The following is a 26,750-nucleotide window of genomic DNA, read 5'->3' as shown; positions in this document are numbered from 1 at the left end:
GGGTGGGTGTGCGCTGTTGGGGCCGGGCCGCCCTCGGGCCGCTTTCCGGCGTTCGCCGGGGTGCGGATCCCGCGCCCCCGCAGCAGCCTGAAGTCATGGCACATCCACCGGAGCACCCGCACATCGTCGTCCACTCCCCCGCCCTCGACGGATCCCGCCGGGTCACCTCCGGCGACGAGACGCTCGGCGTCGCCTCGCACTCCGACGACGTCGCCGAGCTGCTGCGGCTGGCCGACCTGTACGTGACCGACGTCGAGGACAGCGAGATGGTCGAGTGGCAGGGCGGCGGCCCGGACGACTGGCCGGGGCTGCACGAACACCACGAGCACCACGACGGCTGAACGCGCGTAGGCGCCCTCCACAGCGGGCACAACCCGGGCAATACCGGGGCGCACGGGGGTGGTGTCATGGATGACGGATGGCGGGTCCAGCTCGAACCGCACGAGGTCGCGCTGCTGCGCGGCGGCCCCCGCGCCGCCGTGACGGTCGCCGTGGTGGACCTGTATCTGCGGGGCGCCGTCGACGCCGGCCCGGCAGGCACCGTACGGGCCCGGCGGTCGGAGCCGGGGACGGCCACGACCGCGCTCCCGCCGCTGGCGGAGGCGGTGCGGTGGACTCTCGACGAAGAGCCCCTCGGCATACGGAAGCTGACCCGGCACCCGGACGTCCGCCTGGCTGTGGCGCTGATGCGCATCCCCTTGGCGGAGGACGGGTTGCTGCGCTACCCGCTGCTCGGTCCGACCCGTGCCGCCCGCCGCCGGGTGCGGCTCCTGCGGGAGCTACACCCGCTGCCCGCGAGCCGGCGTGGTCTGACGGCCGAGGACAGACTCCTCGCCGTCGCGCTGCACGACGTGGCCGCCTTGCGTGTCCTCCTGCCCCGTTTCGCCCTGCGGGCCGGGCTCGTCGAACGGGTCGAGGTGGCCGACAAGGGCATGCTGAAGCACTCCCGGCGCGACGGACGCGGCGGCTCAGGAGGGGGCATGGCGTACTACTGCGGCGGTGGGGGCGGAGGCGGCGGCTCCGACTGAGCGGCGGACACGGCCCGACACACCGGAGAGCGGCCCGTCCTCGTGGGCACGGGCCGCTCTCGGCAGTCGGTGGATACGCGTCAGACCTTCAGCGGCCGGATCGCCGTCGGGGCGTGCCCGGGCTCGGTCGCGACCTCCTCGAACTCCACCACGTTGCCGATGTCGTTGGTGCCCGACATCGAGATGTTGGTGATTCGCTCCAGGATCGCCTCGACGACGACCGGCACCCGGTGCTCGGCGGCGAGCTTCTTGGCCTGCTCCAGCGCCGCGCCCAGCTCGTTCGGGTCGGTCACCCGGATCGCCTTGCAGCCCAGGCCCTCGGCGACCTTGACGTGGTCGACGCCGTAGACGCCCAGCTCGGGCGAGTTGATGTTCTCGAACTCCAGGTTGACCTGGAAGTCGATCTCGAACGCGCGCTGCGCCTGACGGATCAGGCCCAGGTAGGAGTTGTTGACCAGGACGTGCACGTACGGGATCTTGTGCTGCGCGCCGACGGCCAGTTCCTCGATCATGAACTGGAAGTCGTAGTCGCCGGAGAGCGCCACGACCTGGGCGTCGGGGTCGGCCTTGGCGACGCCGAGCGCGGCCGGGACGGTCCAGCCGAGCGGGCCGGCCTGGCCGCAGTTGATCCAGTGCCGCGGGCGGTAGACGTGCAGCATCTGGGCGCCGGCGATCTGGGAGAGGCCGATGGTGGAGACGTACCGGGTCTCCGGGCCGAAGGCCTTGTTCATCTCCTCGTAGACGCGCTGCGGCTTGATCGGGATGTCGTCGAAGTGCGTACGGCGCTGGAGCGTGGCCTTCTTCTCCTGCGCGGACGCGGCCCACGCGGAGCGGTCGGGCAGCTTGCCGGCCGCCTTCAGCTCCTTGGCCACCTCGACGAACAGCTCCAGCGCGGCCTTGGCGTCGGAGGCGATGCCGTAGTCCGGGGCGAAGATCTTGCCGATCTGGGTCGGCTCGACGTCGACGTGGACGAACTTCCGCCCCTCCGTGTAGACGTCGATCTTGCCGGTGTGGCGGTTGGCCCAGCGGTTGCCGACGCCGAGGACGAAGTCGGACTCCAGGAAGGTCGCGTTGCCGTAGCGGTGCGAGGTCTGCAGGCCGACCATGCCGGCGTTCAGCTCGTGGTCGTCGGGCAGCAGGCCCCAGCCCATCAGGGTCGGCACGACCGGGGTGCCGGTCAGCTCGGCGAACTCCACCAGCAGATCGGCGGCGTCGGCGTTGATGACACCGCCGCCGGCCACGATCAGCGGGCGCTCGGCGGCGTTGAGCATGCCGATCGCCTTCTCGACCTGGGCGCGGGTCGCGGCCGGCTTGTAGACCGGGAGCGGCTCGTAGGTCTCCGGGTCGAACTCGATCTCGGTCAGCTGGACGTCGATCGGCAGGTCGATCAGGACCGGGCCGGGGCGGCCGGAGCGCATCAGGTGGAACGCCTGCTGGAAGACGCCGGGGACCTGGGCGGCCTCCAGGACGGTGACGGCCATCTTGGTCACCGGCTTGGCGATGGAGGCGATGTCGACGGCCTGGAAGTCCTCCTTGTGGATCACCGCGGTCGGCGCCTGGCCGGTGATGCACAGAATCGGGATGGAGTCGCCGATCGCCGAGTACAGGCCGGTGATCATGTCGGTGCCGGCCGGTCCCGAGGTGCCGATGCAGACGCCGATGTTGCCGGGGTGGGTACGGGTGTAGCCCTCGGCCATGTGCGAGGCGCCCTCGACATGGCGGGCGAGGGTGTGCTGGACGCCGCCGGACGCCTTGAGCGCCGCGTAGAAGGGGTTGATCGCCGCGCCCGGCACACCGAACGCGTCGGTGACACCCTCGCGCTTGAGAATCTCAACTGCCGCTCGGGCAGCGGTCATACGAGCCATCGAGTACTCCTGCTCCGGCTGTCGGATTCGCACTCCCGTCGCGCCCCGCGGTGAGCTTCTTCCGTAGCAACTTCCGTATAGCGAAATTTGTTTTCTACGATCTGGAAGTAATGTAAGTGGGCAGCCGAGGGCAGTCAAGAGAGGACGATGGGGTCATGTCCGAGACCATCTCGGTGTGCTGCACGGCCTGCGGGCGTCGGCACCGCTACACGGCACCCTCGTATCCGTGCGCGTGCGGGGAGCCCGTCGCGCCCGCGCTCGATCCGCACGGGGCCGCGACCGCGGTCACCCACCGGGCGTGGGACGAGGAGTGGGTCGGCGTGCGCTGCGCGGCCTGCGGGGAACGCAGCCGGTGGCCGCGGCCGGAGCTGGGGTGCCCGTGCGGGACGGTGCTGTGCGTGCCGGTGGACGACGCGGCCCCGGGCCGGTCCGGGCGCGCCCCCGGGTCACGGGTCCCGGCCCACCGGGCGGTCCCGATCCGCACCGCGCGCGACGCGGTCACCGCGGCCGTGCTGTATCTGCGCGGGCTGGGGCACCGGGACGTCCGCCGCGCAGACCAGCGGCCGCTGTCCGGCATCGGGCTGGCCGCGGCCGGCCTCGTCGTCCAGGTGGATCCGACGGTGGGCCCGGCCTCGGTGCGGGACCTGGAGTGCCTGTGGCTGACGGGCATGGCGGAGTCCGCCCAGTGCGTCTACTTCTCGCTCGCCGGGTACGCCGAGGACGCGCGCGCCCGCGCCGATCTGCTGGGCGTCGCGCTCTTCGTCCTCGAGCCGACGGGTGTGCCGCGTCCGGATAACGCGCCGGCCGTGGCGCTGGACGCCACGGCCGACTGAGAGGTGCTGCTGGGGAGTACCGCGGTGACTACCTCGCCGCGTACCCGAAGGTGGTGCCGACGGCGGGGAGCCCGCCCTGTCCCGGCTGGTAGGCGGTGACGGCGGCGGTGGGCTCACCGAGGGTCACGTTGGACATCGGCAGGGCGTAGAGCGCGCCGCGGGCGCCCGGGCCGTAGGGCATGCCGACGTACAGGTGGGTGCCGGTGAAGTGGATGCTCGAACCCAGACGCTGGTTCGCCCCCGGGGCGCCGGGGATGCCGTCGCCGTCGCCGGACTCGATCCACTTGTCGTTGGCGCCGGGCGCGCCCAGCATCGAGAAGACGTGGACCGCGCCGGACGACTTCGCGGAGCCGATCGCCTCGTCCGGGACGCCGATGGCCATCCTCATGGTCGCCGCGGTACTCACGGCGCGCGGCGCCGTGTTGATCGCGGTCAGGGTGGAGCCGAAGTGGTCGCCGGCCTCGGAGGTGCCGGAGACGTCGTCGTCGGCGGTGCCCGAGGAGTACCCGTCGAGCTGGGTGTAGGCACCCGCGGCGGTGACCCGGAAGGTGATCACGCCGCCCGTCTGCGCCTTGCTGACGCCGTCCACGTTCAGCGCCTCGCCCGGCGAACCGACCGCGAGGATCGACTCGTTGGCCGTGGTCGCGCCGGAGGGACGGTACGGGGCCAGCGCCAGGGCCGCGCCGAAGCGGTCACCGGCCTCGGCACCGCCGGAGACGGTGTCCAGGTCCTGGTCGAGGCCGAAGATCGCGGTGGGCCGCTTCTCGCTGTTCAGTACGTGCGTGAAGACCGCCAGGTTGCCGGCCGTGTCGTCGCCGCCGATGTTCTCGTCGGGCGCGCCGATGGCGAGGTGGTTGCCGTCGGCGGCCAGTACGGCGCCGAAGCCGTCGCCCGCCTCCACACCACCCGGGACGCCCAGCTTGTCCTGGTGGACGGAGACGTTGGTGGTGCCGCGCACGTAGAACGCCTCGCCCGCCTTGGCGGCGTCGCCGAGGCCCTCACCGGGCGTGCCGATGACGACGAAGGGCTCACCGGCGGCGGTGGTGCCGGCCACCATGGCCTGCCCCATCAGGTCACCGCTCTCCGGGGTGGAGGCGCTGATCGAGCCGTTGCCCTCGGCCTGCTGGAAGTGCGTGTTCTTGGTGGCGCCGGTGCCGAGGCCGCCCGGGGCGCCGTACAGGAGGTCGGCCATGCCGGCGTCCGTGGCGTCGCCCAGGTTCTCGCCCGGGGTGCCGACGGCGAGGTCGGTGCAGCCGTCCTCGTTGTAGTCGACGGTGTCGATGGCCTGGCCGAAGAGGTCGTTGCCCTCGGCGCCGCCCGGGATCCAGTCGAGGTCCTGGTTGAGCTCGGCGGTGCCCTTGCCGCCGCCGTACACGACGCGGACGAGGCCCGCATTGGCGCTGCCGCCGACGGTCGCCTCGGGGTCGGCGACGGCGATGTCCGCCACGCCGTCGCAGTTGAAGTCGGTGATCCGGTTGGCGCCGGCCTTGGACGCCACCCAGGAGCCGAGGTCGTCGACGCGGGTGACGACGCCGCCGGTGCGGGTCTCGGCGGCGTCGATGCCGAAGCAACCGCCCTGGTAGGAGCGGCTGCCGAGGGCGGCCAGCTGCTTGGTGCCGTTCACCGTGCGGACCAGCGGGCCACCGGTGTCGCCCATGCACGCGGCGACACCGTCCTTGCCGGTCACGGTGGCGGTGGTGGCGGCGGCCGCGTCCACCGAGAAGACCCCGGTGTGCAGGTTCAGCGGCGCCCACTCGGTCTTGGAGCGGCCGTAGCCGGCGAGCGTCAGCTCCTCGCCCGCGGTGGGTGCGGCGGTGGCGAGCGCGATGGGGGTGACGTTCGTGACCGGGCGGTTCAGCCGGGCCAGGACCACGTCGCGGTCGGTGCGCGGGACCAGCTCCACGACCTGGCGGACCGCACCCCCGGTGCCGGTGAGGTCGGCGCGGCCGATGGTCGCGGTGGTGGTCTTGGCCGGCTTGCCCGCGGGCACGGCGAGGCTCTCGGCGGGCTTGTCGGCGAAGCAACTGGCCGCGGTGAGCAGCCACTCGGTGTCGACCAGGACGCCGGAGCAGCCGCGGTCGTGGTCGCCGACCACGATCTGCGCGGCGTAGGAGTGCGTGGTGTCGGAGGCGGAGGCGGCGGGTCCCGTCACGGCGCCCGCGGGCACGGCGGTCAGGACGAGGGGCCCCGCGGTCAGGGCTGCGGCCAGTGCGGCGAGGCGCACGGGTCTGGTGTGTCGCATGGTGGGGTTCCTTGGTGGCAGATCCGTCAAAGGCGTTCGGCTGGGCGCTACTTGGAGGTCCTGATCTCCACGAGCAGGTGCTCACGGTTCTGCTCGTCGGCGCTCTCGCCCACCGAGGTCCAGGTGTTCTTCTCGATGTCGAAGGACTTCTCCTCGTCCCCGACGGTCATGTCCACCTGCGTCGCGTAGTCGTTGCCCCGCATGACGTAGACGGCGGGGATCTCCAGGGTCAGCCAGCCCGAGTCGCCGACCGTCTTGAAGCAGATCGCCTGCGACTCACGGCGGGCCATGACCTGGAGGAGACCGGTGCCGCTGGAACAGTCGGCCAGCGTGATGTGGCCGTCTCCGCGCTTGAGGACGATGCCCTGCTCCTCAAGGATCTTGTCGGCCTGCGGGTAGGCGAAGTCCTCGACGGCGTAGCCGGGAGCCTCGTCCGCCACGGCCACCGCCGGGCCGTCGGCCGCCGGCCGGTCACCGGTCGCCAGCGCGGCCCAGGCCAGTCCGCCGGCGACCGCGGCGCCCAGCACACGCGCAATGGTGGTGCGTACCTTCATCGCAGTCCAAATCTTTTCTTTCGGCCGGACATCTGTCATCCGGCTCCCCTGAAAGGCATGAAGGCTCCGCAATTGAAAGAGGGCCCCCGAGCCCTCGCGGAAATGCAGAAGGGAGGTGTTCCACATTCCGCGTCCCCGCTTGAGCCTGTCCATGCCACCTCCATCTTCGATCACTGTCCACGTCATGAACTGCACTAAATCGGGCGCGAGTTGAAGATCCCGTGTGACTCTCGACACCTTACGGAAAGGTTGTACGAACAGCTGTGGAGAGCATGTGAAGAAGCAACCGGCCCGCGCAACAAGACATCTGGCAGACCATCAATTTTGCCCGGCGGCAACTCATTTAACGACCGGCACCCATTGATATGGTCACCTCCGGCTCTCATCCCTGCCTTTTTCTGTCGAACCGAACGCCAGGAGAAAACCCTTATGCAGACGTCGTTCTGGAGTCGCAGACGGCTCCTCGGCGCAGCGGCCGCCGTCACCGCTGTCGCCGCCACCCCGCTGTCGTTCACCCGCCCGGCGAGCGCCGCGGCCGGGGACGCGCCGGCCGACCCGCTCGCCCTGCCGGACACCGAGCGGGCCAAGGTCGTCCAGGCGTGGGCCACGGGCGGCAAGGCCACCAAGGCCGCCGCGGCCTATGTGCTGTACGGCACCGACGCCGAGGTGCGGACGTTCCTCGCCGAGACCCTCCCGAAGGTGACGGTCGAGGACAACCGGGTCGCCGTCGCCCGGTACCTCGCCCGCTCCGGCAAGGGCCTGCGCCGCGAGGCGGTCGCCGCTCTGGACAACGGGGACGCCGCCATCGCGGCCTTCCTGGCGGAGGGGTTCAAGCCCGCGCTGCTGGAGGACCTGAGCGTGGCGGCCTCCATCGTCTCCTCCACCGGCGACAAGGCCGTACGGCGCGACGCCTCCGCCGCCCTCGACACCGGCACCCAGGCTGCGCTGGAGACGTTCCTCACCGACGGGCAGTACGACGCCCGACTGGAGGACGCCAGGGTCCAGGTGTCCGCCATGCTGTTCGAGGCCGGGCCCGAGGTGCGGAAGTACGCGGACCGCGCCCTGAGCGGTACGGCCACGGAGGTGCAGTGGTTCCTCGACACCGGGCAGCACATCGCCCGGGCCCGGGACCAGGAGGCGGCGACCATCGCGGAACTCGTCGCGGTGGTCGAACGGGAGGGCAAGCGCGCCCAGGCCGAGACCGACCAGGCCGTGGAGGCGTCGGCGCGTGCCCAGACCGCCGCCGAGAAGGCCAAGGAGGCGGCCGAGAAGGCCGCCGCCGAAGCGGCGGCGGCCAAGGACGACGTGGCGAAGTCCGGTGCGGCGGCCCGCAAGGCCGCGAGCGCCGCCCAGGGCGCCGCGAAGGCCGCCCGCAGCGCCATCAGCGCCTCCCAGACCGCCGTCACCGCCTCGCGCCGCGCCTCGTTCGCCGCGGCCGCCGCCGCGCAGGCCGCGGCCACCGCGGGCAACGCGGCGGCCCGCGCGTACCACGCGGCGATCGCCGCTTCCAAGGACGCCACCAAGGCCAACGCGGCGAAGAACGCGGCCGTCGCGGCGCGCAACGGTGCCGCACGGGCCCGCACGGCGGCCAAGGCCGCCGACTACGCGGCCACCGCGGCCTCGCAGGCGGCCGGTGCCGGCTCCGCCGCCGCGTCCGCCGCGCGCAACGCGGCCTCCGCCGCCAACTCCGCGGCCCAGGCCGCCTCCGCGGCGGGCGCCGCCCAGTCCGAGGCCGCCGAGGCCCGCCGCCAGGCCGCGATCGCGAACAGCGCCGCCAACCGCGCCACCAACGCGGCCTCGACCGCACAGGCCCTGGCCAACAAGGCGGCGTCGGCCGCGCGCACCGCACGCGACGCCGCCAACTCCGCCGCGACACACGCCGACAAGGCCGCCGACGCGGCCGAGGAGGCGGTCAAGTACGCGGGTCAGGCCATCGACTACGCCAACAAGTCCACCGCGCACGCGGCCGAGGCGATCAAGGCCGCCGAGACCGCGACCAAGGCCGTCGAGGACGCCAGGGCGGTCGAGGAGGCGGCCCGGGCCGCGGAGACGGCGCGCCTGGAGGAGGACAGGAAGGACGGCCTGGAGGAAGCCAGGCTGCTCGCCCAGCTGGAGGCCGAGGACCGGGCCGCGCAGGCCAACCGGCGCACCCAGGACGAGCAGACCTCGCAGGACCTCAAGGACCGGATCGCGAGCGCCGAGCAGGCGCTGGCCGGCGGTGACCTGGGGCTGGCCGCGACGCTGGGCCGCAAGGCGGCCGTCGGCATGGCCGCCTCGAAGGGCGCCTGGGCGCGCGAGGCCGCCCAGTTCGCGCTGGCCGGCGCGGACGCGGACGTGCACGCCTGGATCGACGCCGACCGGGCGATCGCCGAGGAGCAGGACGACCGGGAGACGGCGCTGCACGTCGCGGAGGTGTCCTCGGCCACCGTCGGAGACGCCGTGCACGCGGCCCTGACGAGCGACCTGGCCGACGCCGTGAAGACCTTCCTGACCGACGGTCTGATCACGGCCTCGGCCGAGGACAGCCGGGTCAGCATCGCCTCCATCCTGTCCACCGAGCCCGGCCCGGCCGTCACCGCCGCGGCCAACGCCGCCCTGGACGCCAACACCCCCCAGGCGCTGCGGGACTTCTTCGACCGGGACTACGCCGAGGCGGTCCGGGACGACGACGGCGTCGCCACCGCCGCACTGCTCACCTCCGGCGGCATGTACACCAAGGCGTACGCGGAGGTCGCCCTGGAGGGTCCGACGTGGATGCGCCGGAACTTCATCACCCTCGTCCAGCACAAGGCGGCCCAGCTCGACCACGACTCGGCCACGCACATCGCGGCGGTCCGGGGTGCGATCGCCGCCGCCGCGAAGATCGCCTACAAGGCGCAGGAGGACGCGCAGCTCGCCTCGAAGGCGGCCGCGGAGGCGCGCAACGCGGCGGACAAGGCCAAGGAGTGGGCGGACAAGGCGCTCGCCTCCGCGAAGCAGGCGGACACCTACGCGGCGCAGGCCGACCAGAACGCCGACGACGCGGACAAGTCCGCCGCGGCCGCGCAGGCGTCCGCGAACCGGGCGAAGGCGGCGGCGGCGACCGCCCGCAAGGCGGGCCGTTCGGCCAACTACTCGGCGAACCGGGCCATCGACTCGGCCCGCAGCGCCATGCGCTCCTCCTACAGCGCCCAGTCCTCGGCGAACAGCGCGCGCCAGTCCGCGATCGCCGCGGGCAAGGACGCGCGGGAGGCGGCCGCGGCGGCCACCGACGCCCGCCGCATCGTCACCCAGAAGCGCAGGGCGGAGGCCGCGGAGGCGGCACGCAAGGCGGCCGAGGCGGCGCGCAGGGCCAAGGAGGAGGGGCGCAACCCCGCCGACAGCCCGACGCACGACAAGACCAACTCGGGCGGCTCCGCGGGCGACAAGGACGAGTGGTGGAACGACGCCCAGTTCTACGCCGACGCGTTCAACTGGATCAGCATCGGCTCCGGGTTCCTCGCCGCGGGCGCCGCCTTCATCGCGCCGTGGACCGGCCCGTTCGCACCGGCCGTCGCCGCGGCGGCGGGGGTGCTCGGCTGGGTCTCCCTGGGTTCGGCCGCGCTCAGCACGCTGTTCACGGGCATCGAGCACGGCTTCGGCAGCTCCGAGTTCGCGGGGTCCCTCGTCGGCACGAGCCTGGGGCTGCTCACGTTCGGTCAGTCCAAGTGGATCGGGGCCACACTGGAGGGCGTGGTGTCGCCGGTCGCCAAGCGGGTCACGCAGCTGGGCAGCGACATCATCTCGCCCATCACCGGTACGCTGAGTTCCCTTTTCGGGTGATCACGGGTTCCGGGTGATCACAGGATGACCGCAGACCGCTGATCCGACCGGGGTCGGGTACCGGACCGCCGAGGCCGGTGCCCGCCCCCGGGCAGGGGGACACCACCATGCTCACGTCCGTACCCCTCGTCTGGCTGGCGCTGCTCGCCGTGGCCGCCACCGCGCTGTCCAGCTGGCTGCTGGGCAGCTGGATCCCCTTCCGGAAGTTCCGCATCGCCTACCCGGTGACCATGGTCACCGGCGGCGTCCTCCTGGTCGTCGTCTGCCGCCTGAACGGCTTCGGCCTGAGCGAGGCGCTCGTCATGTACGCCTGCGCCCACATCGGCCTGACCCTCGGCATGCTCCCCCAGCGCAAGCTGTTCCGGGAGGTGCTGGAGCGGTGGCGCAGGGGCGAGGCGACGGACCACCTCACGCCCCCGCGCCGCCACCTCGCCTTCCTCGCCGTCAGCGTGGTCGGCGTCCTGTTCGCGGGCTTCGCCCTGACCCGCTGACCCGCTGACCCGCTGACGGCTGACGGCTGACGACGGCTGACGGCTGACGGCGAGGAGGGCCTACTCCCCGAGCAGGGTCCGCACCCGCTCCTGCCCCACCGCAAGCAGCAGCGTGGGCAGCCGCGGGCCGGTGTCGCGGCCCACGAGCAGGTGGTAGAGCAGCGCGAAGAACGTCCGCTGGGCGGTCTTGATCTCCGGCGGCAGTTCCTTGGGCGTGGCGTCCGCGGAGAACCCGGCCTGCACCTTGGGCACGCCGTAGACGAGGTGGGTGAGCCCGTCCAGGGACCACTGGCCGGCCAGCCCGTCGAGCAGCAGCCGCAGCGACTGCCGGCTCGGCTCGTCGAGCGACTTCAGCAGCTCGGCGTCGGGCTCCTCGCGCACGATGGTGCGCTGGTCGGCGGGGACGTGGGTGTTGATCCACGCCTCGGCCTTGTCGTAGCGCGGCCGGGCCTCCGCCAGCGTCGCCAGGGGGTCGGCCGGGTCCAGCTCGCTGAGGATGCGCAGCGCCTGGTCCTCGTGCCCGGCGGTGATGTCGGCCACCGAGGCGAGCGTGCGGTACGGCAGCGGCCTGGGCGTCCTCGGCAGCTCACCCGTGGCGGTGCCCACGGCACGCGCGTGCGCGGCGACGTCGGCGGGCAGCGCGCCGCCGTCGGCGACCTTGGCGTCGAGGCGGTCCCACTCGTCGTAGAGCCGCTGGATCTCCTGGTCGAAGGCGATCTTGAAGGACTGGTTCGGGCGGCGGCGGGCGTACAGCCAGCGCAGCAGCTGCGGCTCCATGATCTTGAGGGCGTCGGCCGGGGTGGGCACCCCGCCCTTCGACGAGGACATCTTCGCCATGCCGCTGATGCCGACGAACGCGTACATCGGCCCGATCGGCTGCTCGGCGCCGAAGATCCCGACGATCTGCCCGCCGACCTGGAACGACGACCCGGGCGAGGAGTGGTCGACGCCGCTGGGCTCGAAGACGACACCCTCGTACGCCCAGCGCATCGGCCAGTCGACCTTCCAGACCAGCTTGCCGCGGTTGAACTCGCTGAGCCGGACCGTCTCGGAGAAGCCGCACGCGGTGCAGGCGTAGGTCAGCTCGGTCGAGTCGTCGTCGTACGCCGTGACCGTGGTCAGGTCCTTCTCGCAGTTGCCGCAGTACGGCTTGTACGGGAAGTACCCCACGGAGCCCTGGCTGCCGTCGTCCTCGGCGGCGGCGCCGGAGCCCTCGGCGGCCTCCAGCTCGGCCTCGTCGACGGGCTTCTGCGACTTCTTGCCGCCGCCCGCGGTCTTCGGCTTGGTCCGGTACTGGGCGAGGATCGCGTCGATGTCCCGCCGGTGCTTCAGGGCGTGCAGGATCTGCTCGCGGTAGACCCCGGAGGTGTACTGCGCGGTCTGGCTGATCCCGTCGAACTCCACGCCCATCTCGGCGAGCGACTCGACCATCGCGGCCTTGAAGTGCTCGGCCCAGTTCGGGTACGGGGAGCCCTTCGGGGCGGGGACGGAGGTCAGCGGCTTGCCGATGTGCTCGGCCCAGGACTCGTCGACGCCCGCGATCCCGGCGGGGACCTTGCGGTAGCGGTCGTAGTCGTCCCAGGAGATCAGGTGCCGGACCTCGTGCCCGCGGCGGCGCACCTCGTCGCCGACCAGGTGCGGGGTCATGACCTCGCGGAGGTTGCCCAGGTGGATGGGTCCTGACGGGGAGAGCCCGGACGCGACGACGACAACCGGAGCGGTAGCGACTGATGTCTTCGCGCCCGGGGCACGGCGCTCCGACTCGGCGATGACCTCGTCCGCGAAACGGGAGACCCAGTCGGTGGTCTCTGTGCTCTGAGCCACGATCGGCACGTCCTCTTTCCCGAAGTTTGCTGAATTTCTGCTCGGCCGGCCGGTACGTCACACGGCTGACCGTTCCATTCTCCCAGCCCGGCCCGCATCCGCGAAAACCGCTTTTCACCGCGTGGGATACTCGGCTTCTGTACTACTCCACGAACCCGAGCAGAACGGCAGCCACTCCATGGCCTCGGTCACGTCCCTCAGCGACTCCGTCCAGCAGCACCTCGCGTCCGCCCTCACGGCCACCCGGCCGGAGGCCGCCGGCGTCGACCCGCTGCTGCGACGAAGCGACCGGGCGGACTACCAGGCCAACGGCATCCTCGCGCTGGCCAAGAAGGCCAAGGCGAACCCGCGGGAGCTGGCCACCGAGGTCGTCGCGCACATCACCACCGGCGACCTGATCAAGGACGTCGAGGTCTCCGGCCCCGGCTTCCTGAACATCACCGTCGGCGACCGGGCGATCACCGAGAACCTGGCCGCGCGGTACGCGGACGACACCGGCCGCCTCGGTGTCCCGCACGCCGAGCACCCCGGCACCACGGTCGTCGACTACGCCCAGCCGAACGTGGCGAAGGAGATGCACGTCGGTCACCTGCGCTCCGCGGTCATCGGCGACGCCCTGCGCGGCATGCTCGACTTCACCGGCGAGAAGACGGTCGGCCGGCACCACATCGGCGACTGGGGCACCCAGTTCGGCATGCTCATCCAGTACCTGTTCGAGCACCCCGGCGAGCTGGCCCCGGCCGAGGACGTCGACGGCGAGCAGGCCATGTCCAACCTGAACCGGGTGTACAAGGCGTCGCGTGCCGTCTTCGACTCGGACGACGAGTTCAAGGCGCGGGCCCGGGGGCGGGTCGTCGCCCTCCAGTCCGGTGACAAGGAGACGCTCGAGCTGTGGCAGCAGTTCGTGGACGAGTCGAAGGTCTACTTCTACTCCGTCTTCGAGAAGCTCGACATGGAGATCCGCGACGAGGAGATCGTCGGCGAGTCCGCGTACAACGAGGGCATGCCCGAGACCGCCCGCCTCCTGGAGGAGACGGGCGTCGCCGTGCGCTCCGAGGGCGCGCTCGTGGTGTTCTTCGACGAGATCCGCGGCAAGGACGACCAGCCGGTCCCGCTGATCGTGCAGAAGGCCGACGGCGGCTTCGGCTACGCGGCCTCCGACCTCACCGCGATCCGCAACCGGGTCGTCGACCTGCACGCGACCACGCTGCTGTACGTCGTCGACGTACGCCAGTCGCTCCACTTCAAGATGGTCTTCGAGACCGCCCGCCGGGCCGGCTGGCTGAACGACGACGTCACCGCGCACAACATGGGCTACGGCACGGTGCTCGGCGCGGACGGCAAGCCCTTCAAGACGCGTGGGGGCGAGACCGTGCGCCTTGAGGACCTGCTGGACGAGGCGGTGCAGCGCGCCGCGGAGGTCGTACGGGAGAAGGCGCGGGACCTCACCGAGGACGAGATCCAGGAGCGGGCCGCCCAGGTCGGCATCGGCGCCGTGAAGTACGCGGACCTGTCGACGTCGCCGAGCCGCGACTACAAGTTCGACCTGGACCAGATGGTCTCGCTCAACGGCGACACCAGCGTGTACCTCCAGTACGCCTACGCCCGTATCCGGTCCATCCTCCGCAAGGCCGGCGAGGTCCGTCCCGCGGCCCACCCGGAGCTGGACCTGCACGAGGCGGAGCGGGCGCTGGGCCTGCACCTGGACGCGTTCGGCGACACGGTCTTCGAGGCGGCCGCGGAGTACGCCCCGCACAGGCTGACGGCGTACCTGTACCAGGTGGCGTCGCTGTACACGTCCTTCTACGACAAGTGCCCGGTCCTGAAGGCCGAGACGCCGCAGCAGGTGGAGAACCGCCTCTTCCTGTGCGACATCACGGCCCGCACCCTGCACCAGGGCATGGCCCTGCTGGGCATCCGGACGCCCGAGCGCCTCTGACGACGCGTCAGGCGCAGGACGCCGGCCGGGCAGCCGTCAGTCGAGCAGCCGCAGGTCCTCGGGCGCGTCGATGCCGAAGTCCTCCGCCAGTACGCGGCGGGCCTCCGTCTCGTCGGCCGGTTTGTGTTCGGTGGCCGTGCCGTCGGTGCGGGTCGTGGTGACGCGGCCGGATTCGAGGAGCAGGTGGGCGTCCCGGGTGAGGCGCTGGACGTAGGGGCCGCGGGCGAACGGGGCGCGGGGGTTCGTGGCGACGTGCCAGTTGATGACCTCGTAGTCGGGCTGCTCGAAGGGCTCGACGGTGAAGGCGTACTGCGCCTCCCAGCCCCCGGCCCCGTGCGCCTCCAGCACCCACATCTCCAGTGGCCCCCGGTGCGGCGGGTGCACCAGCCGGTGCACGCGTCCGGCGTCGTGGAACTCGGTGTCCGCCGTCAGCGGCACCGGTTCCAGCAGGGAGCCGATGGCGCCGAAGCCGACGTCGGCCAGATACGCCTGCGGGTCGCCGGGGATCTCGACCAGCAGGGCCATGTGCGTGCGCGGGCGGTCCTCGAAGCGTTCGGCGCCGACGGCGACCCGCGCGGTGAGCCGGGTCACCCCGAAGCCCAGCGTCTCCAGGGCCGCCGCGAACAGCGTGTTGTGCTCGTAGCAGTAGCCGCCGCGCCGGCCGCCGCGCACCAGCTTGGCCATCAGGTCGGCGAGCCGGAGGGAGGGCGCCCTGCCGCCGAGGGCGTCGAGGTTCTCGAAGGGGATGGCCCGGAGGTGGGCGAGGTGCACCCCGCGGAGCGTGGCCGCGTCGGCCCGCCGCTCCCCCTCCCAGCCGATCCGGGCGAGGTACGCGTCGAGGTCGGACGGTGTCGTCGTCCGTGCGCTGTCAGCCATGACCTCACCGTACGGCCGGGTACGGCGCCACTGCCTCGGCTCCTGGTCCTAGGACCAGGGCCTACGCCCCCCGCAGCCCCGCCCCCAGTCTCCGCAGCCCCTCCGCGATCTCGTCCGGCGTCTGCGTGACGAAGCACAGCCGCAGGGTGGCACGGTCGGGGGTGCCCGCGTGGAAGGGGGCGCCGGGGACGTACGCCACGTCGTGCCGGACCACCTCGGGGAGCAGGGCGGCGGTGTCGTATCCCTCGGGCAGGCGGGCCCACAGGAACATGCCGCCCTCGGGACGGGTCCACACCGACCCCGCCGGGAGCGCGTCCGCGAGGCCCGCGAGCATGGCGTCCCGGCGGGCCCCGTAGGCGGCGGCGACGTGCGCGACGTGCGCGTCCAGGTCGCGGTCGGCCAGGTACCGGGCCGCGGCCAGCTGGTTGACGGTCGGGGTGTGCAGGTCGGCGGCCTGTTTGGCGACCGCGCAGGCCCGGAGCAGGTCGGCGGGCGCCCGCAGCCAGCCCAGGCGCAGGCCGGGTGCCATGACCTTGGAGAAGGAGCCGAGCAGCACGGTCCGGTCCCGGGCCCCGTCGCAGGAGGCGATCCACGGCACCCGCTCGCCCTCGAAGCGCAGTTCCCCGTACGGGTCGTCCTCGACGATCCACAGGCCGCACCGCCCGGCGACCTCGGCGACGGCGGCCCGGCGGGCGGCGGGCATGGTGCGCCCGGTCGGGTTCTGGAAGGTGGGGACCGTGTAGAGCAGCTTGGGGCGCTCGCGCACCACCAGCTCCTCCAGCGCCCCGGGGTCGATCCCGTCCTCGTCACCGGGGACGGCGACGACCCGGGCGCCCGCGAAGCCGAAGGCCTGGAGCGCGGCCAGGTAGCAGGGGCTCTCCTGCGCGCTGCCCCCGTACCCGGCGGCGCGGTTCGGCGAGGCCCAGTCGGTGCCGCCCGTCGCGGAGTCCAGCAAGCCGCAGTCGCTGACGACCCTGGCCCCCGGCGAGTCCGGCTACGCCGGCGTGCGGCTGTCGTCCGGCGACGGCAGCGGCGAGGGCGGCTACGACACCGAGACCCTCACCCTCCCCTTCGAGGACGGCTCCATCGCCCGGGTCACGCTGCCCTCGGGCGGCGTGTTCGTCGACAGCGCCCTGACGGTCACGTACTGGCAGACCAGCGCGGCGGACGCGCTCGAGTACTGAAGGGGTACGCGCACCCGCACCCCGTGCGTGAAGGGCCGGCACAGGTCGCTCAGCGCAGTGTGCGAGCGGCCTCGGTTGCCCAGTAGGTCAGGATGTTGCGGGCGCCCGCCCGCTTGATCCCGGTGAGCGACTCCAGGATGGCCCGGTCGCGGTCGATCCAGCCCTTCTCGGCGGCGGCCTCGATCATCGAGTACTCGCCGGAGATCTGGTAGGCGGCGACGGGCACGTCCGAGACCTCGGCGACCTTGGCGAGGATGTCGAGGTAGGGGCCGGCCGGCTTGACCATCACCATGTCGGCGCCCTCCTCCAGGTCGAGGGCCAGCTCGCGCATCGCGTCCCGCGCGTTGGCGGCGTCCTGCTGGTAGGTCTTCCGGTCCCCCTTCAGCGAGGATCCGACGGCCTCGCGGAAGGGCCCGTAGAAGGCGGAGGCGTACTTCACGGTGTACGCGAGGACGGCGACGTCCTCCCGCCCGATCTGGTCCAGCGCGTCCCGGATCACGCCGATCTGGCCGTCCATCATCCCGCTGGGGCCGACCACATGGGCGCCCGCGTCGGCCTGGACCTGGGCCATCTCGGCGTACCGCTCCAGGGTGGCGTCGTTGTCGACCCGCCCCTCGGCGTCGAGCACACCGCAGTGCCCGTGGTCGGTGAACTCGTCGAGGCAGAGGTCGGACATGACGAGCAGCTCGTCCCCGACCTCGGCCCGCACGTCACGCAGCGCGACCTGGAGAATCCCGTCCGGATCCGTCCCCGTCGTCCCGACGGCGTCCTTCTTCTCCTCCTCCGGCACGCCGAACAGCATGATCCCGGAGATCCCCGCCTCGACCGCCTCGGCGGCGGCCTTCTTGAGGGTGTCCCGGGTGTGCTGCACGACCCCGGGCATCGCCCCGATCGGCACCGGCTCCCGCACGCCCTCGCGCACGAAGGCGGGGAGGATGAGGTCGGCGGGGTGGAGCCGGGTCTCGGCGACCATCCGACGCATCACGGGGGTGCTCCGCAGCCGCCGGGGCCGGGTGCCGGGAAAGGATCCGTACGTCGTCATGACTCCTACGCTACGCCCGCCCCGCCCATGCCTTTGCCGACGGGGAGTCGGGCCGGGATCCACCAGGAAGGTGCTCCGGCGCCTGTCCGATTCGTTCAAGACCGCGGTGACGGCGGCCCGCTAGCGTCGCTGCCATGAACGGCACCGGCAGGCAATCGCGCCACGTCAGCATCCACATCGACCGCACCGTCGACGAGGTCTACGCCTACGCCTCGGACCCGGCCAACCTGCCCGCCTGGGCCCACGGTCTGGGCGGGTCCATGGAGCAGGTCGGGGCCCGGTGGGTCGCGGAGTCCTCCCCCATGGGACGGGTCGAGGTCGCCTTCGTCCCCCGCAACGAGCTGGGTGTACTCGACCACCACGTCACGCTGCCCTCCGGGGAGACCGTCTACAACCCGGTCCGCGTGATCGCCGACGGCACGGGCAGCGAGGTGGTGTTCACCATCCGCCGGCAGCCCGGGACCGGCGTCGCCGACTTCGAGCGTGACGCCTCCACGGTCGCCGCCGACCTGGCCCGCCTCAAGGGACTGCTGGAGTCGGTCTAGGGCGTGGCGGATGGCCCCACGGGCGGCCACGGCACGTCGGCCAGCAGCGGAAGCAGCACTTCCTCCTCGTAGTCGAGGTGTGCGTTCAGCTGTGCGGACATCTCCGCCAGTTCGGCCCGGAAGCGCAGTGGATCGGCGACGGCGATGTCGGCCAGCAGGTCCGCCAGCCCGCCCTGGATGCGGGCGACCGTGCGGTGCTCGTCGGCGAGCCGGTCGAAGACGTCGGCCAGGTGGGGATGGTGACGGGCGATCCCCGGGAACAGGTGCCCGTCCTCGCTCACGTGATGGAACTCCAGCGCCTGGCAGAACGCGAGGCAGCGCTGCCTGATCTGGAGCCCGAGCCCCGGCGGCGTACCGACCGGCCCCGGGGACGCGAAGTGCGCCTCGGCCTCGGTCCGTACCTGCCGCAACTGCCCCCGCAGCCAGGTGTGCACCTCCAGAAGCTTGTCGGCGAGGGTACGGACCTCTCCCGGCCCCTCCCACCCGTCGGGCTCGGCCCGCTCCAGCACGACCACCGGCAGCGCCCGGGCGGTCCGGGCCTGGTAGTCGCCGTAACCGGGTTCCGCCCGCACGACGTGCGCGAACAGTTCCTCGCGCCGGGGCCCCTCGGCGGGCACCGCGAGCGCCTCGAAGGAGCGGGAGCCGATCTCCACGCCGACGACGGGATGGGCGAGCAGGTTGTGGTACCAGCCGGGGTGGCGTGGCGAACCGAGGTTGGAGGCGACGACCAGGAGGGCGCCGCCGTGGCGGACGTAGCCGAGCGGGGTGGTACGCGGGCGTCCCGTCCGGGCGCCGGTGGTGGTGAGCAGGAGCAGGTTCCCGTCCTCGTGGGCGACGGGCTGCTGGAATGACGTGGGCATACGGTTCTCGGGTCTCCGGGAAAGTGCGAGAGGGACGACGACGTGCTGAGGCGCTACGTCGTGTCAGGGCGCGGAGTAGGAACGCATCACGGACCCTTTGAGTGAGGGCGCTCGCCCGATCGCCGGCCGGCCCACTGCTCTTTGACCGGCGCCACGCGGCACCACCCTCATTACACGCACCCGCCCCGCCGCCTGTCAACGCACCTCCAGGCGCCGCCGGTTGCCCTACGCGACCCGGACGACGTGCTTGCCGCGCACCCCGCCGGCCTTTAGGGCCCGGTGGTCGTCGGCGACACGGTCGAGCGGGTGGACGGTGTCGACGACGGGAACGACGTCACCGCGTTCGGCGAGGCGAGTGACCTCGGCCAGCAGCGCGCTGTCGGGATCGCCGCTGAAGGCGCGGATACGGCCCCTGCCGTGCACGGCGGACGCGAGGACGCCGGCGATCCCCGCGAGCGGCCGGTCGAAGTCGATGGTGACGGCGACCATGGCCGGGGTGCACCGGCCTGCGGGGCGTCCGTAGCCCTGCTCGGGCCGGGCGGCTCAGGCTGCCAGAAGTGCGTCGGCGTCCATGGGCCGGTAGGACCGGCAGTCGCGGCAGCGACCGGGTTGCGCGGCCCGGAAGGCCCGCTCACAACCGTCGCAGGTCTGAAAGGGGTCGGGCCCGCTCACGGCGGCGGCGGTCGGGCGCGGTGACGGTGTCCGGACGGCGGGAAGAGGCGGAGGCAGCAGTTCGCCCAGCCGATACGCGAGCACACCGGCCGCACGCCTCATGTCCACAGGCAGGTCGAAGGTCAGGACACGATGGATGACATCGGCCGTAGCCCCCCGTTCGAACCAACGGATGACACTCGGAGCCAGGGTGTTCACGTCTCGGGACGAGAGGGTGAGGCGGTCGTCGGTACGGCGCAGTCCCGTCAGGAGAGCGACTGCCTTGTCGTGGTGCCGGGACCCCCGCGACGCGGGAGGAACCGCCGCCCCCGCGCATCTGCGCAGCTCCGGGGCGACGGCGGGCCGCACCCTTGCAGCCACGGGCTCACCGCACTGAATCGGCGCCCGAGTCGACTCCTGGGCTTGGTCACCCTCCGGTGAGGGTTCATGCGCTCCGTCTGACGAGCGGGGAGCCACATCCCCGCCCTCCCGCACCACCGCCACGACGTGTCGACGTACGACGGGCGCGACCGCCCGCTCGGGCGTGTGGTGGGCGTACGTACGCGTGACCAGACGCCCCGTCTCCGAACGCTCACGCACCCGCTCCAGATAGCCGTGCTCCTCCAGCTCCCGCAGCCCGGAGGCGATTCGCTCACGCCCCTCCGGGAAGCGCTCGGCAAGGGAGCGGATGTCGACGAGGGCACTCTCCGGCAGCGACAGGATGTGTGTGGCCAGCCCGATCGCGGTCAGCGACAGCTGACGGTGCTGGGCGAGGTGATTACCGATGACGACGTACTGACCCGACTGGTACGTGCGTACGTGGATGACACCGGAGTGGGTGGTGGACCGGCGAACACCCTGACTCGGGCGCGCGGCAGCGTTAGTCTTCTGCTCAGCCATGGGGAAGGGTCGTCTTCCTTGTTGGTCAGGCCCTCGTCCTGGGATTGCCGTCCCGGCGGGGGCCGACGCATGTGCGTGGGATATTCCAGAGGCATGAAGCCCCCTCGTGCAGAGACTGCACGCAGCACTGGCCCCCGCGCCACCCATTCGGCCGCTTTTCACCCGCCCGTGTGATCGAGGCCGGGTTTGGTTGGTTGGGTAGGTAATTTCCCAGGGTTCTTAGGTCTTTTACCGCCCGAAGCCCCGGAGCCCGACCCACCGGGTCCCGTCTTCCCGGGCTCCGCTGTCGCGCCCGCCGGATCCGGGTGCCTACAGCGACCTACGTAGTCCCCTCGCGGCGGAACCTCTCCTGATCGCCCACTGCTACGGTCACGTGGCGCGAGCCTGGTGGGCCTGGAACCGTCCTGAGCAAACCGCCAGAGCTCTGCTGGACGCACACCGGGTCAGCCCCGGCGAGGTACGGGACCGACCTGCGATCCGCAGCATCGTGGCCGAACTGACCCAGCGACACCCGCGGGTCACCGGCGTGCGGGCACTGCACGTAGCCGTCACACGGGCCAGCTGACCCGACCCAAGTTGTCAGGGGGCAAGGTCCAGCTCGGCCCAGACGGTCTTCAACGGCCCCGGGCCGCACCGAACGCCCCAGCGGTCCGCCAGCTCCTCGACGAGAAGCAGCCCGTACCCCGACTCCGCGTGCGCGTCGACGGTCGTCCGAGGACTGACCGGCAGCCGGTCACCTCGGGTGTCGGTCACCTCGATACGGAGTGTGCCCGGCGGGATGACGGAGAGCGCGAGCCGGAAGCTCCGGCCGGGGACGCGGCCGTGGAGGGCGGCGTTCGTCGCGAGTTCGGCCACGATCAGCCGGGCCGGGTCCAACGGCAGCTCCCACGCGAGCAGTTTCTCGGTCGCGAGCAGCCGGGCAAGTCGCGCGCCACGGCGCGTCGCCGACAGGGGCACGAGAACTGGTGCAGCGGAACGCGCTGGGTGGAGATTCCCTGATTCATGTCACCCAGCGTGTTCAGGCGTGCATACGCTGTGAAGGCGGCTGTCCCGTGCGGTCGGTGTCTGTCCGTGGCGCGTCCGGTTCCGTCCGGGCTGCCCGGGGTGACCGATGGTGGGCGTCGGAGGTTGGTCCGGGGAAGGGCGCACGGCGGGAGGGCGACGGCATGGGTGAGTGGGAAGCGGGGCTGGACGACGAAGAGGCCGGGGCGGTGATGCGGACCGTCGTACGGCAACTGAAGCTGTGGCGTGAGTCGGCCGGCCTCACCCAGGCGGAGTTCGGGGTCGCCATCGGATACGGGGAGGAACTGGTCTCGTCGGTGGAGCGGGGGCGGCGGATTCCTCGGCCGGAGTATCTGGACCGCGCGGACGAGGCATTGGGCGCGGGCGGCAGGATCGCCACGATGAAGGGGGACGTGGCGGAAGCCCGGTACCCGAAGAAGGTCCGGGACGTGAAGCGCCTGGAGGCCGAAGCCGTCGAGATGTGCTCCTACAACAACTCCGTCATCGACGGACTGTTGCAGACTGAGGATTACGCGCGTGCCGTGTTCGGCTCCCGGCGACCACAGTTCGGTGAGGACGAGTTGGAGCAGAGGGTGGTCGCTCGACTGTCTCGTCAGGAGGTCCTCTGCTCCCCAACGGCGCGCCCGCTGCTCAGCTTTGTGCTGTGTGAAGCAACGCTACGTCGTTTGATCGGAGGCAGGACGGTCATGCGTGCTCAGCTCGAACGGTTGCTGGAGGTGGCTCAGCTGCGGAACGTGGATCTTCAGGTGCTGCCTCTGAGCCGGGAGGAGAATTCGGGCCTCGGCGGCCCCTTCCGACTGCTCAAGCTCAAGGATGGAGTATCCGTAGGCCTCAACGAGGTTCAGCTCACCAACCGCGTGATCACTGAGCCAAGAGAGACCACGGTCCTCGACATGCGCTATGGGATCATCCGGGCGCAGGCTCTCACACCGCGGGAGTCGCTGGCCCTCATCGAGAAAATGCTGGGAGAGTCATGACCCTCAAGCCCTCCGACGGAGCCGATGGCAAGCTGGAGTGGATAAAGAGCAGCTACAGCTCGGACGACGGGCCGTCCTGCGTCGAGGTCGCCGCCGCTCCGACAACCATTCATGTGCGCGACTCCAAGGTTCCTCACGGCCCCCGCCTCGCTCTCACCGCCACTACCTGGGCGTCCTTCCTGCCATACGCTTCCGAACGCTGACGGAGCGAGCCCACCTGGCCCACACCGAAACCAGAGGTGCGGGCCAGGCCTGCCTTCACTCGACGCCCGGAGTCGCCTCCGCCTCCGGGCGCTCACCCCGGGCCTGCTGCAACGTCTCCGCGATCGCGGCGAACTCCTCCAGCGCGACCTGAAGGTCCTCGACGATCTCCGCGGCCAGCACCTCGGGCACGTAGAGCTTGTGCGCGTCGTCCCAACTCGGAAATCCAGGTCACGGAGACAGGCAATGTCGGGGTTGGCCTTATCGAGAGCGACCGGCTCCTCGTACGTTGCCGCTGCCATGTCTCCCTCCAGATGGCCCTGGCTGTCGCGTCGACGCAAAGCTTTGCACCGCGGGCGCCACGTGAGCGCCCGTACGACACCCGCGCCCGCTTGATCTGTGGCCGACTCGATGAGGCTCAATGCCTTGATGAATCCCGGCGACACAGACGCCCCTCTGGATCCGCTGCACGTCCCGTTCCACTCTGCTACCTTGAACTGTCACATTGTCACTTGATGAGAGTAAAAGTTTGAGCCCCACGATCCGAGTGGACGACGAGGTGTACGAAGAGCTGCAGAAGCGAGCGAAGCCCTTCGTCGACACGCCGAACAGCACTCTCCGCCGAGTCCTCGGCCTCCCGGAAAGGGCAACGCAATCGGGAAACACAGCCGTCGCGTCCTCATCGCCGGAACCGGCGCTCCGTCCCCTCCTGGCGGACGGGCGGCTTCGCCCCGGGCAGCGGCTGGTGTGGCGGCGGCGAAACCTCAACCTGGTGCACTATGCCGAAGTGCTCGCGAACGGCACGCTCCGGCTGGAGGACGGTTCCGTGCATGACACCCCCTCGGGCGCGGCAACGGCGCTCGCGGGCAACTCCCAGAACGGCTGGAAGGCCTTCGCCACTGAGGGCGGCATCCTGTTGAGGGACATGCGATGAAAACGAGCACCGCGACCGCCCGCGCCTACGAAGGCACGACACTCGGAGGTGGATCATGGCAGGCGTGACCAAGCCCAAGGTCGGTCGTGTCGCGCCGCTGGATCTGGTCGAATGGGCCAAGAGCGGGCGCATTCGGATTCCGCGCTTCCAGCGTTCGTACCGTTGGGAAGCCTCCGACTCGGAGCGGCTCTTCGACAGCATCCTGCGTGGCTATCCCATCGGCAACCTGCTGATGTGGCGCAAGCCCGCACCAGCCGCCGAGATCACCTTGGGCGAACTCCGGTTCGACGCGCCGGAACGGTCCGACGCGTTGTGGGTGGTCGACGGACAGCAGCGTCTGACCACGCTCATCGGTGCGCTCACAGCATCCGAACAAACGGTGGACCGTCGGTTTCGCATCTTCTACGACCTCCGCGAGAAGGACGCCCGCAAACGGTTCCTGTCCGCGCCGCACTCTCAGAAGGTGCGTGATCACTGGTTGCCGGTCTGGGTCGCCGGCGACAACCGGCGGCTCATCGCCTGGCAACGTCAACGGTCGTGGCTCACCAGCGAGGAGTACGACCTCTGCGACTCGGTGGCGACTGCCATTCGCACCTACGAGATTCCCATGTACGAGATCGAGGGCGACGACGAGCAGGCGCTGCGCGAGATCTTCGACCGGATGAACACCTTCGGCAAGACTCTGAAGAAGGCCGAGATCTTCCAGGCGCTGCACTCCACTCCCCTCGACGTGCAGCCGTCCGATCTGGATGCGCTGCGCGAGCGGGTCGCAGCACTCGACTTCGGCGACTTCAGCCCTCAGTTGCTCATGCAAAGCGTGATGGCGACACGTGGCGGCAAGGTCGACCGCGACTTCCGCCAGGAGTTCAAGAACGACGAGGACCGGCAGCAGGCCTTCGCCCGGACCGAGAAGGCTCTTCGCCTGGTGGTCGACTGGTTGCGCAGCGAGGCCGGAATCCCTCACCTACGCTTGCTGCCGTACGCCCTTTACGTCCCCGTACTCACCCGTTACACCGCTCTGTTCGGCCACCCGACAGGCCGAGGCAGTGAGCTCTTGCGCCGCTGGGTATGGCGGGGAGCAGCGGTCGGCGCGGCCCCACAGGGAAACACCGTCGCTCTGCGGCGCAACGCCAGCGCTGTACATGACGATCCTGTCGCCAGTGCCACCCGGATACTGGGCCTGCTGCCGATCGGTGGAGAACTCTGGAAACCGGATCTGACCCAGACAGCGTTGAACCGGACACAGGCGAAGATTAACGTGCTCGGTCTCCTGTCGGCTCATCCTGTCCTCCTCGCGCAGGCCACGGACTCGGACGGGAACCACTACCCGACGGGCACACGGCTCGGCGACTCCCGACTGTTGGTGGACATGCTCAACAGCGGGCGTTCTCCGCTGCAGTCACTCGTCTCCGACCGAACCATGGCCGGCAAGGTGCTGCATCCTGCGAACAAAACGGGGTTCGGCTACTTCTCGGAGTGGTGGGACCCGGCTGTCCTTCGATCGCACTGCATGGACGAACGGTGTGCGGAGCTACTCAACCTGCATGACGCCGAAAGCACTGACGAATTCCTGACCCGCCGCGCCAAGATCATGACCACGGTCATCTCGGATCATGTGCAGCGCATGGCCTTGTTCGGATTCTCCGACGGACCGGAGGCCGAGGCCCTGTTCGACGAGAGCCTCTGGGGAGACACCACCGATGCAGCGTGATGTAACCGCGACGGTCTTCCTGGGGGACCGCCCTGTCGGCGTGCTGGGCTACCACAAGGGCAACACATGGTTCGAGTACACGGACCTGACTGCCGTTCACCCGATTCTCGGGCAAGGATTCGAACGTGATCCGCGCAAGCGCCGGACAGCGAGTGGCAGTGTGCCAGAGTGGTTCGCGAATCTGCTCCCTGAGCAGGGCAGCGGGCTCCGGCGTCTGGTGGCCGCCGAGTTGGGTAAGCAGCGGATCCACGACTTCGTACTGCTGAACCATCTCGGTGAGGATCTGCCCGGCGCGGTGCGCGTAGTACCGGACTCCCCGCTGGACGACCTCCCCGATCATGACCAGCCCGAAGCATGCAGCCATGACCACGCGCTGCGTTTCTCACTGGCTGGCGTGCAGCCCAAGTTCTCGATGCGTTTCGCAGGCAAGGCGCTGGTGCTTCCGACCACTGGGTCCGGCGGCGACTGGATCGTCAAACTCCCCGACGAACGCTTTCCCGCCGTCCCAGCCAACGAATACTCCATGCTGCACTGGGCAGCTCTGTCGGGCATTGACGTGCCCGAGGCCGCTCTCGTCCCCGGCTCAGCGGTCAACAACCTGCCCGATGGGCTGGCCGATCCCTCGGAGCCCGTACTCGCGGTCCGTCGCTTCGACCGGACAAGCGAGGGGCGGGTCCATCAAGAAGACTTCGCGCAAGTGCGTGAAGTCGCCGCAGACTCCAAATACGATCGCGCCAATTACGCTGGCCTCGGCCGTGTCGTCACCGCGGTCTGTCCGCCCGAGGACGTCGTCGAGTATGTACGTCGGCTCGTAGCCATGATCGTCATGGGAAACGCGGACGCACACCTGAAGAACTGGACATTGCGATACCCGACCGGAAGACAGGCCCGGCTTTCACCCGCATACGATCTGGTCTGCATCGCCGCCTACCCGAAGGCCGACCAGAAGCTGGCTTTCCCTCTGAGTGGAACCACCAACTGCGAACTCGTCAGTCTCGACAGCTTCCGCGCACTGTCACCGTCGCTGATGCTTCCCGAAGAACAGATCGCATCGACGGTGCGCGATAGCGTTGCAGCCCTGGCCACCTCCTGGCCTCAGGTGAAACAGGATTGCCCCGTCCCCGACATGGTCGCCACGGCAATCGACGAACGTCTCGAACGGCTTCCACTGATGCGCCCCTGATGTGACGACCACGGAGATCACGCGCGACGTGATCGGGATGTTGGAGGCAGACGAGGAGGGGCGCCCCCCAAGGGGACGCCCCGCCT

The 26,750-nt window shown here is 70.8% G+C and carries 24 protein-coding genes and 2 pseudogenes; 14 read left to right on the top strand and 12 right to left on the bottom strand.

Annotation, left to right across the window (positions count from 1 at the left end; all coding sequences use genetic code 11):
* Window positions 1–95: 95 nt before the first annotated feature.
* Complete coding sequence (locus tag ACFWR9_RS34540) at window positions 96–341, top strand: hypothetical protein (protein ID WP_383849303.1); 246 nt, start codon at window positions 96–98, stop codon at window positions 339–341.
* Window positions 342–407: 66 nt separating this feature from the next.
* Complete coding sequence (locus tag ACFWR9_RS34535) at window positions 408–1,028, top strand: TIGR04222 domain-containing membrane protein (RefSeq protein WP_383849300.1); 621 nt, start codon at window positions 408–410, stop codon at window positions 1,026–1,028.
* Window positions 1,029–1,108: 80 nt separating this feature from the next.
* On the opposite strand, the gene gcl is transcribed toward ACFWR9_RS34535, so the two are convergent.
* Entirely contained in the window at window positions 1,109–2,893 is a 1,785-nt protein-coding gene (gene gcl, locus ACFWR9_RS34530) for a glyoxylate carboligase (RefSeq protein ID WP_383849297.1), read from the bottom strand.
* 155 nt (window positions 2,894–3,048) lie between these two features.
* Between gcl and ACFWR9_RS34525 the strand changes: the two genes are divergently transcribed.
* Window positions 3,049–3,726 (top strand): hypothetical protein, encoded by a 678-nt coding sequence (locus ACFWR9_RS34525; RefSeq protein WP_383849294.1) that lies wholly within the window; start codon window positions 3,049–3,051, stop codon window positions 3,724–3,726.
* Window positions 3,727–3,754: 28 nt separating this feature from the next.
* Here ACFWR9_RS34525 and ACFWR9_RS34520 read toward each other — a convergent pair whose 3' ends face one another.
* Window positions 3,755–5,968 carry a trypsin-like serine protease gene (locus tag ACFWR9_RS34520; protein WP_383849291.1) on the bottom strand — a complete coding sequence of 738 codons (2,214 nt, stop codon included), beginning with the start codon at window positions 5,966–5,968 and terminating at the stop codon, window positions 3,755–3,757.
* A gap of 47 nt (window positions 5,969–6,015) precedes the next feature.
* Window positions 6,016–6,522, bottom strand: a complete 507-nt coding sequence (locus ACFWR9_RS34515) for a hypothetical protein (RefSeq protein WP_383849289.1) — start codon at window positions 6,520–6,522, stop codon at window positions 6,016–6,018.
* 429 nt (window positions 6,523–6,951) lie between these two features.
* Here ACFWR9_RS34515 and ACFWR9_RS34510 point away from each other — a divergent pair, with 429 nt between their 5' ends.
* Both ACFWR9_RS34510 and ACFWR9_RS34505 read left to right on the top strand, forming a co-directional pair.
* Window positions 6,952–10,323, top strand: a complete 3,372-nt coding sequence (locus tag ACFWR9_RS34510; RefSeq protein WP_383849288.1) for an ALF repeat-containing protein — start codon at window positions 6,952–6,954, stop codon at window positions 10,321–10,323.
* A gap of 107 nt (window positions 10,324–10,430) precedes the next feature.
* Window positions 10,431–10,814 carry a hypothetical protein gene (locus ACFWR9_RS34505; RefSeq protein WP_383849285.1) on the top strand — a complete coding sequence of 128 codons (384 nt, stop codon included), beginning with the start codon at window positions 10,431–10,433 and terminating at the stop codon, window positions 10,812–10,814.
* Window positions 10,815–10,874: 60 nt separating this feature from the next.
* Here the strand turns inward: ACFWR9_RS34505 and lysS are convergent, their stop codons facing one another.
* The gene (gene lysS / locus ACFWR9_RS34500; protein WP_383849282.1) at window positions 10,875–12,647 is read right to left on the bottom strand and encodes a lysine--tRNA ligase; all 1,773 of its coding nucleotides are present in this window, start codon (window positions 12,645–12,647) and stop codon (window positions 10,875–10,877) included.
* Between the two features lie 169 nt (window positions 12,648–12,816).
* On the opposite strand from lysS, the gene argS reads away from it, so the two are divergent.
* The gene (gene argS / locus ACFWR9_RS34495; protein WP_383849280.1) at window positions 12,817–14,577 is read left to right on the top strand and encodes an arginine--tRNA ligase; all 1,761 of its coding nucleotides are present in this window, start codon (window positions 12,817–12,819) and stop codon (window positions 14,575–14,577) included.
* Between the two features lie 36 nt (window positions 14,578–14,613).
* Here the strand turns inward: argS and ACFWR9_RS34490 are convergent, their stop codons facing one another.
* Complete coding sequence (locus ACFWR9_RS34490; protein WP_383849278.1) at window positions 14,614–15,453, bottom strand: arylamine N-acetyltransferase; 840 nt, start codon at window positions 15,451–15,453, stop codon at window positions 14,614–14,616.
* A 61-nt stretch (window positions 15,454–15,514) separates the two neighbouring features.
* A pseudogene (locus tag ACFWR9_RS34485) lies at window positions 15,515–16,333 on the bottom strand (PLP-dependent aminotransferase family protein); the annotation flags it as partial.
* Window positions 16,334–16,382: 49 nt separating this feature from the next.
* On the opposite strand from ACFWR9_RS34485, the gene ACFWR9_RS34480 reads away from it, so the two are divergent.
* Window positions 16,383–16,637: a DUF4232 domain-containing protein gene (locus ACFWR9_RS34480; RefSeq protein ID WP_383849275.1), complete on the top strand. Its 255-nt coding sequence runs from the start codon at window positions 16,383–16,385 to the stop codon at window positions 16,635–16,637.
* A gap of 49 nt (window positions 16,638–16,686) precedes the next feature.
* Here ACFWR9_RS34480 and hemB read toward each other — a convergent pair whose 3' ends face one another.
* Window positions 16,687–17,679 (bottom strand): porphobilinogen synthase, encoded by a 993-nt coding sequence (gene hemB, locus ACFWR9_RS34475; RefSeq protein WP_383849273.1) that lies wholly within the window; start codon window positions 17,677–17,679, stop codon window positions 16,687–16,689.
* Between the two features lie 134 nt (window positions 17,680–17,813).
* On the opposite strand from hemB, the gene ACFWR9_RS34470 reads away from it, so the two are divergent.
* Window positions 17,814–18,224, top strand: coding sequence for an SRPBCC family protein (locus tag ACFWR9_RS34470; protein ID WP_383849270.1), 411 nt, complete (start codon window positions 17,814–17,816; stop codon window positions 18,222–18,224).
* Here ACFWR9_RS34470 and ACFWR9_RS34465 read toward each other — a convergent pair.
* The 3 genes from ACFWR9_RS34465 to ACFWR9_RS34455 all read right to left on the bottom strand — a co-directional run bounded on the left by ACFWR9_RS34465 (window position 18,221) and on the right by ACFWR9_RS34455 (window position 20,635).
* Window positions 18,221–19,084, bottom strand: coding sequence for a nitroreductase/quinone reductase family protein (locus tag ACFWR9_RS34465; RefSeq protein ID WP_383849267.1), 864 nt, complete (start codon window positions 19,082–19,084; stop codon window positions 18,221–18,223). The two genes, ACFWR9_RS34470 and ACFWR9_RS34465, sit on opposite strands and share 4 nt — an antisense overlap.
* A 225-nt stretch (window positions 19,085–19,309) precedes the next feature.
* Window positions 19,310–19,573 carry a zinc-binding dehydrogenase gene (locus ACFWR9_RS34460; protein ID WP_383849264.1) on the bottom strand — a complete coding sequence of 88 codons (264 nt, stop codon included), beginning with the start codon at window positions 19,571–19,573 and terminating at the stop codon, window positions 19,310–19,312.
* Between the two features lie 54 nt (window positions 19,574–19,627).
* Window positions 19,628–20,635: a helix-turn-helix domain-containing protein gene (locus ACFWR9_RS34455; protein WP_383849263.1), complete on the bottom strand. Its 1,008-nt coding sequence runs from the start codon at window positions 20,633–20,635 to the stop codon at window positions 19,628–19,630.
* Between the two features lie 373 nt (window positions 20,636–21,008).
* On the opposite strand from ACFWR9_RS34455, the pseudogene ACFWR9_RS34450 reads away from it, so the two are divergent.
* Window positions 21,009–21,200: pseudogene (locus ACFWR9_RS34450) on the top strand (transcriptional regulator); the annotation flags it as partial.
* A gap of 14 nt (window positions 21,201–21,214) precedes the next feature.
* On the opposite strand, the gene ACFWR9_RS34445 reads toward ACFWR9_RS34450, so the two are convergent.
* Window positions 21,215–21,592 (bottom strand): ATP-binding protein, encoded by a 378-nt coding sequence (locus tag ACFWR9_RS34445; RefSeq protein ID WP_383849260.1) that lies wholly within the window; start codon window positions 21,590–21,592, stop codon window positions 21,215–21,217.
* A gap of 209 nt (window positions 21,593–21,801) precedes the next feature.
* On the opposite strand from ACFWR9_RS34445, the gene ACFWR9_RS34440 reads away from it, so the two are divergent.
* Entirely contained in the window at window positions 21,802–22,635 is an 834-nt protein-coding gene (locus ACFWR9_RS34440) for a helix-turn-helix transcriptional regulator (protein ID WP_383849258.1), read from the top strand.
* Window positions 22,632–22,838: a DUF397 domain-containing protein gene (locus ACFWR9_RS34435; RefSeq protein WP_383849255.1), complete on the top strand. Its 207-nt coding sequence runs from the start codon at window positions 22,632–22,634 to the stop codon at window positions 22,836–22,838. Before ACFWR9_RS34440 ends, ACFWR9_RS34435 begins: the two co-directional genes overlap by 4 nt.
* A 55-nt stretch (window positions 22,839–22,893) precedes the next feature.
* Here ACFWR9_RS34435 and ACFWR9_RS34430 read toward each other — a convergent pair whose 3' ends face one another.
* The gene (locus tag ACFWR9_RS34430) at window positions 22,894–23,028 is read right to left on the bottom strand and encodes a hypothetical protein (protein ID WP_383849252.1); all 135 of its coding nucleotides are present in this window, start codon (window positions 23,026–23,028) and stop codon (window positions 22,894–22,896) included.
* A gap of 355 nt (window positions 23,029–23,383) precedes the next feature.
* On the opposite strand from ACFWR9_RS34430, the gene ACFWR9_RS34425 reads away from it, so the two are divergent.
* The 3 genes from ACFWR9_RS34425 to ACFWR9_RS34415 are packed head-to-tail and all read left to right on the top strand — an operon-like array spanning window position 23,384 to window position 26,664.
* On the top strand, window positions 23,384–23,770 hold the full coding sequence (locus ACFWR9_RS34425) for a hypothetical protein (RefSeq protein ID WP_383849249.1): 387 nt from the start codon (window positions 23,384–23,386) through the stop codon (window positions 23,768–23,770).
* A 55-nt stretch (window positions 23,771–23,825) separates the two neighbouring features.
* Entirely contained in the window at window positions 23,826–25,481 is a 1,656-nt protein-coding gene (locus tag ACFWR9_RS34420) for a DUF262 domain-containing protein (RefSeq protein ID WP_383849247.1), read from the top strand.
* Window positions 25,471–26,664 carry a type II toxin-antitoxin system HipA family toxin gene (locus ACFWR9_RS34415; protein ID WP_383849244.1) on the top strand — a complete coding sequence of 398 codons (1,194 nt, stop codon included), beginning with the start codon at window positions 25,471–25,473 and terminating at the stop codon, window positions 26,662–26,664. The genes ACFWR9_RS34420 and ACFWR9_RS34415 overlap by 11 nt, the downstream gene beginning before the upstream one ends.
* Window positions 26,665–26,750: the final 86 nt, after the last annotated feature.

The sequence above is a fragment of the Streptomyces sp. NPDC058534 genome, from assembly GCF_042717365.1.
Classification (GTDB): domain Bacteria; phylum Actinomycetota; class Actinomycetes; order Streptomycetales; family Streptomycetaceae; genus Streptomyces.
Note: the sequence above shows the minus strand (reverse complement) of the source record. Positions and strands in the feature narration are given on the sequence as shown.